This is a genomic window from Nonomuraea zeae, assembly GCF_005889725.1.
Lineage (GTDB): Bacteria > Actinomycetota > Actinomycetes > Streptosporangiales > Streptosporangiaceae > Nonomuraea > Nonomuraea zeae.
Genome location: NZ_VCKX01000492.1, coordinates 1 through 5435 on the forward strand (window position 1 = coordinate 1; position 5435 = coordinate 5435).

5 protein-coding genes are annotated in these 5435 nt (G+C 70.0%); 1 reads left to right on the plus strand and 4 read right to left on the minus strand.

Translation table 11 applies throughout. The features are described from left to right. From ETD85_RS59735 to ETD85_RS59745, 3 genes are all read right to left on the minus strand, one after another. The coding region (locus ETD85_RS59735) for a S8 family peptidase (protein WP_206059591.1) at nt 1-1386 on the minus strand (1386 nt) is incomplete at its 3' end. Nucleotides 1387-1684: 298 nt separating this feature from the next. Next, a complete protein-coding gene (locus tag ETD85_RS59740) occupies nt 1685-2293 on the minus strand; it encodes an AAA family ATPase (protein ID WP_138698670.1) in 609 nt (202 codons plus the stop codon). 129 nt (nt 2294-2422) lie between these two features. Next, nucleotides 2423-3190, minus strand: coding sequence for a potassium channel family protein (locus tag ETD85_RS59745; protein WP_138698671.1), 768 nt, complete (start codon nt 3188-3190; stop codon nt 2423-2425). Nucleotides 3191-3585: 395 nt separating this feature from the next. Between ETD85_RS59745 and ETD85_RS59750 the strand changes: the two genes are divergently transcribed. Then, nucleotides 3586-4299: a PaaI family thioesterase gene (locus tag ETD85_RS59750; RefSeq protein ID WP_138698672.1), complete on the plus strand. Its 714-nt coding sequence runs from the start codon at nt 3586-3588 to the stop codon at nt 4297-4299. 122 nt (nt 4300-4421) lie between these two features. On the opposite strand, the gene ETD85_RS59755 is transcribed toward ETD85_RS59750, so the two are convergent. Next, the gene (locus tag ETD85_RS59755) at nt 4422-5282 is read right to left on the minus strand and encodes an alpha/beta fold hydrolase (protein WP_138698673.1); all 861 of its coding nucleotides are present in this window, start codon (nt 5280-5282) and stop codon (nt 4422-4424) included. Nucleotides 5283-5435 lie beyond the last annotated feature (153 nt).

Below are 5435 nucleotides of genomic sequence, written 5' to 3' on the forward strand. Positions count from 1 at the left end.
GGGCGTGGGGGAGGTGGTCGGCTTGGGCGGCGTGGCCTTGGCCAGGTCGATCCGCTTGGTGGTCACCTGGGCGGTGCCGCTGCGGTAGGTGATGGCCTTGCCGGTCTCCTGCAGCTTGCCGACGAGGGCGTCGATGGACAGGCTCGGGTACGCCTGCCGCATGATTGCCAGGGCGCCGGCGACGTGCGGGGTGGCCATCGAGGTGCCGCTCAGCACCCGGTAGCCGTTGCCGGTCCCGGCCGAGTTGATGTCCACGCCCGGGGCGAACAGGTCGAGCAGGGGGCCGCGGTTGCTGAAGCTCGCGATGGCGTCATTGTCGTCGGTGGCGCCGACGGTTACGGCCGCCGAGAGGCAACCCGGGCTGTTGACGCCGTTGGTGAATCCGTTGTTGCCCGCGGCGACGACCGTGGCCACGCCGCTCGACCGCAGCGCCGAGACCTCATCCTTGATCGCGTTGGCCTCCGGGACGTCGTCGCAGTGCGTGGTCCGCATGGCGCCGCCGCCGAGACTCATGTTGGCCGCGATGACGTTGCGGCTCGCGTGGACGCTGTTGAGCCACTGCAGCGCGTACTTCTGATCGGAGGTGAAGCTGGCCACGCACGGCTTGGCGACGTGCAGGACCTCTTCGCACGCGGGGCCGTTGAGCCTGGTGAACACCTGGATGGGCAGGATGCCCGCTTCCGGGGCGACCCCGTTGGACGGGGCGCCGCTCACCTTCTTGCCCGCGGCGATACCGGCCACGTGCGTCCCGTGGTAGCACAGGTTGCCGGTGGGGCCGACGCACTTCTGGGTCTCCGCGTTCGCGGAGCCTTCACCGGCCTGCTTTACCTGACCGTTCGGGCACAGCGACTGGGCCCGGTAGTACGTGTCGTTGTAGTTGGTGGAGAAGCAGGCCTCGTCCACGATCCGGCCGGCGAAGAACGGGTGGTCGCGGTCGATGCCCGTGTCGAGGATCGCGACGGTGGAGCCCTTGCCGGTCCAGCCGGCCTCGTTGGCCTTGTCCGAGCCGATCAGCTTGGTGCTCGCGTCGAGCGAGGCCGCGCTCAGCGTGTCCTCGTAGATGGCCTCGATCCGGTCGTCGGTCTTGAGCTCCTTGAGCGTCGCCTTGTCGAGGGTGGCGACGAGGAACTCGTCCGAGGACGTCTTGTTGACGACCTGGGTGCCGTCAGAGGCGTTCTCGGCCGTCTTGGCTACAGCGGCGACGCTCTGGCCGTCCTTGACCTCGACGATCGCGCGTACCTTTTCGCCGCTCTGCACGTCCGACGTGACGCTGGCGGCGACTTCCGGGTCGCCCGTCCCCGCCTGGGCGGGGGTGCTGACGGCCAGAGCGACCGTCATGGTGATGGCGAGCACAGAGGTGCCCGCCAGCAGAGACCGCAGTCTCACTGGTCCTCCGAGGGGGGGTAGAGCCGGTCCGTTAATGGACGGGCTGTCGGAAGAGGAACCGCCATCAGCGGATATGACGGGTGTGCGAGAAGACACACTCAGCTACACCCGCGCCTCCCCGTGGCTGATGGTTCGGAAATTCCCCCGCTTATGCGTGATTGGCAAGCGTATGTAGTGATCTGTGCGGCCGGTGAGAATGACGTTATTCCGTTATCGGGAATTTTCGGCATGCCAGTTCGCGCCGGTTATGCGGCGGATGGTGTGCTGGGTTCGCGGGCGGCCGGGTGCGTGGCCCGTCTCAGCTGGAGGGGCGGCCGGTGCCTCCGGCCGGGCCGACGCCGGTGCGCGAGTCGTCGAAGAGGATGGCCTCCAGGAGCGCCGCCTGGGCCCGGTCCATGATCTGGGCGCCCACGGCGGGGGCCGGGTCGCCGCCCTGCACGCGGGCGAGCAGGCTGGTCCACCTGCGCTGATGCCGGGCGAACGTCTTGGGGGCCACCACCCTGCCCCTGGCCCGCTGGCCCGCCAGCGCCTCTTCGGCGGGCGCGTCCAACAGGAGCAGGTGGAAGGTCGCGCTGTGCCGGCGGGCGAGCCAGGCGAAGCCTCTGAGCACGTGCAGGCCGCAGCCCCGGTTGTGGGCGATGACCGACTGGCCTCGGGTCAGCGCCTGCCGGATGCGGCTCAGGTGGGTGGCGAAGACGATGGCCCGGCGGACCGGGTTGGGCGCCCAGTCGAGCCGGCCATACCAGTGCTGCCTGGACTGCACCGAGTCGATCACCACGACGGTGCCGATGGTGAGGGGCAGGCTCTCCGCGCCGTTCAACCCGTACAGGCGTTGCAGCAGGGTGGTCTTGCCCGCGCCGGGGAGCCCGGTCAATATGACCAGAGACCCGGGCGGATACCGCAACATCGCCCCCTGCACAGGCTCACCCCGCATCATCCAGATTGTGTCCCCCTGCCGCGTCAGCATAGGGCCTGTGCTTCCAGCCTCTCCGAGGTTGGCCGCTTGTGCGCACCTTCGGTGGCAATTCCTCTCGTTTCACGGGGTGAGCCGGGCCGTGAGCGACGTCACCTCTTCATGCAACCGGACCTGCGTGCTCTGCAGGTCGGTCAGGGCCTCGCGCAGCCCGGCGAGCTCGGAGACGACCTGGGCCAGCTCGGCCTCGGTGCGGCGGTCGAAGGCGGCGGTGCGTTCGAAGCGCTCGACGAACCAGGAGGCGATGGCCGCCGTCACGACGCCGAGCAGGGCGATCCCGGCGAGCATCAGCCCCGCCGCCACCAGCCGGCCCTCGGACGTCACGGGGAAACGGTCGCCGTACCCGACGGTCGTCATGGTCGTGAGCGACCACCACAGGGCGTCGCCGATCGTCTCGATGTTGCCGTCGGGGTTGCCACGTTCCACGTCCAGGACGGCGACGCTGCCGACCAGGGCCAGGAAGAGGGCGGTGCCGCTGACGTACACGACGGCGCGCAGCCGCAGCGGGAGCTGGACGCGCTCGGCGATGACGTGCAGCAGGAGCAGCGCCCGCAGCAGCCACAGCGGGCGGAGGAGGGGCAGGACGACGACCAGGAGGGAGGGGATGTTCCTGACGACGAAGCGCAGGCGGCGCGGGGCCAGGACGATGCGGATCACGTAGTCGGCGGTGAACAGGGCCCAGGTGATGACCTGGAGGTACCAGAACGCGGTACGTAACGGGGCGGGCAGGCCGGGGACGATGACGGGGACTGCCCAGCCGAGCAAGAAGCCTGTGCCGATGATGAGGAGCCAGACGCTGGTGCGGCGCTCCCACGAGGTCAGCCGGTCCATTCCGACAGTGTGCACAATCACCCCCGCCGCCAGTAGTCCACCTCTGTCCAGCCGGTATCGGGGGATTGGTCGCGGGACGTGGGAAATCCGGGATAAGGTACGGCCAACGCCTTGATCGGCCTCACTCCACGAGCGGCACGGAGTGAGGCCGATTTTCGTTGCTTCTGACCTCCGAGTCACACCCGCGCGATGTGCGGTGCGTAGCGTGCCCGTACCCCTGGTAGCAGGGGCGGCCGGGTGGGGAAGTTTCGGACCCCTTCGAGGCGTTACGTAGTGGTATCGAGCGGCGTCAGGACCCCCGACATCTGGCGAAACCGGGAGTCCAGTAAAATCGGCCTGTTCTTTACGATATTTCCGGACTTCTCGCCTTGTGTGGCGATATAGGAGGGTGTGGCATGACGACGGCTGCCCTGCAGACCGTGTTGACCGTTCCCGAGCGTTTCCGGGGACCCGTGGGCGTCGCCAACGGCGGCTGGATAGCGGGCACCATGGCCGAAGCGCTGAACGGTGGTCGATCAGCCGTCGAGGTCACGCTTCATGCGCCCACGCCCCTGGAGACCGAGCTGCGGCTTGAGCACGTGGCCAACTCCGTGTCCCTCTCCGACGGCGACAAGCTGCTGGTCGAGGCCATCCTCGTGGCCGAGGACCTGGAGGGCCCCGGGTTCGTGCCGTTCAACGACGCAGCCCGCGCCGAGGCCGGGTTCGTGGGCCTGAAGGCGCACCCGTTCGCGGAGTGCTTCGCCTGCGGCATGCGGGAGCCGGGTGACGGCCTGCGCATCTTCCCCGGCCCGGTGGAGGGCACGGACCTGGTGGCGGCCGGCTGGCGGGTGCCGTTCACGGTGACGGGCGAGGACGGCGTGCCCGCCTCGATCGTGGGCGCGGTGCTCGACTGCATCACCGGCTGGGCGCACTTCGGCCCGGGCGAGACGGCGCTGCTCGGACGCCTGGCCGTGCAGATCCACCGTCCGGTCATCCCTGGCGGGCGCTACTCCGTCGTGGCGCGGCCGACCGGTCGCGACGGGCGCAAGATGTTCGGCCAGAGCGCCATCTACGAGATGGACGGCACGCTCGTGGCCGCCGCGCACGCGACCTGGATCGCTCCACGCTAGGCTGCCGCTTCGATCATTCCCGGCCCCTGAGCCCTTGACCCGGCCCCTGAGCGGTTGACCGCTCAGGGGCCGTTCGCGTCCGTCTCCGCCGGCGGGTCGAGCCCTGGCGCCGGCCTCCTCGGTCAGGCCGGGGAGGTGAGCCGGTCCACGACGGTCGACACGCAGTGGTCGTCGAACAGGATCGTGTAGTGGTTGCAGTCCGGCACCACCTCGTCCTTGAGCCCGGGCAGCCGGGCGGCCCAGGGGAGCGCCAGCTCGTCGGGGAGCATGCCCACTTCCTGGTTGAGTAGCCCGCGCGGTGCTCTGAGCAGGTGCAGCGGGGCTTCGATGGCCTCCAGCGCGGCGGCGATCCGGTCCGTCTCCAGCCGCATCCAGCGCCCGTCCTGCAACACCGCCTCGCCGACCGCCCGTGAGCGCAGCTCGCCTTCTGGGCCCGTGAGGTCGTAACGCACGTACGCCTCGACGTCGGCGTTCCAGTGCCCGGCGAAGGCGGGGTGCGCCTTGAAGAACTCCACGTACGCCTCCGCCGACGGGAACGTCTGGCGCAGCCGGGCGAGTGCGGGCCCCAGCGCGGCCTCCAGCGCGGCGTCCGCGTCCGTTCCCTCGGGCAGCGGTGGCAGGGGAAGCCCGCCGTCCACCAGCACCACCCGGGCGAAATCCCGCTGGGCGCCGGCCAGCGCGGCCACGTACGCGCCCATCGAGTGCCCGGTCAGGACCGCGTCGGTGCCCGCGCCGACGTGCTCGGCGACGCGCAGCACGTCCTCGGCGTGCCGGGGCAGGCCGTACGGGCCGGGCAGCGCGGCGCTGTGGCCCCGGCCGCGCAGGTCCATCGCGACCAGCGACCAGTCCTCGGGCAGCCGCCGGGCCACCGCGCCCCAGGCCATGAGTGAGGCGGTGATGCCGTGCACCGCGATGATCACACGCGGGCCTGACCCTGCTCTGCCGATGCGCAGGCCGTCGAGGTCGTCGAATTCGAAGCTCATAGGCGGAGCTTAAGGACAACTGGGGATGGATGGCTCGGCCTGGTGGGCTGGCGGGCAAAGGTTTTCGTCGGTGTCGCGCTGTGGCCACGAGTGGTTCAGGCCCGGCGGTGCCCGCAGGTGGCTACAGGCGGCAAAGGTGGTGGGGGTGGCGCG

Bases quoted from the DNA above. Each gene is read 5' to 3' on its own strand.
- ETD85_RS59740 (WP_138698670.1), bottom strand. From the start codon at position 2,293: ATGTTGCGGTATCCGCCCGGGTCTCTGGTCATATTGACCGGGCTCCCC.
- ETD85_RS59745 (WP_138698671.1), bottom strand. From the start codon at position 3,190: ATGGACCGGCTGACCTCGTGGGAGCGCCGCACCAGCGTCTGGCTCCTC.
- ETD85_RS59750 (WP_138698672.1), top strand. From the start codon at position 3,586: ATGACGACGGCTGCCCTGCAGACCGTGTTGACCGTTCCCGAGCGTTTC.
- ETD85_RS59755 (WP_138698673.1), bottom strand. From the start codon at position 5,282: ATGAGCTTCGAATTCGACGACCTCGACGGCCTGCGCATCGGCAGAGCA.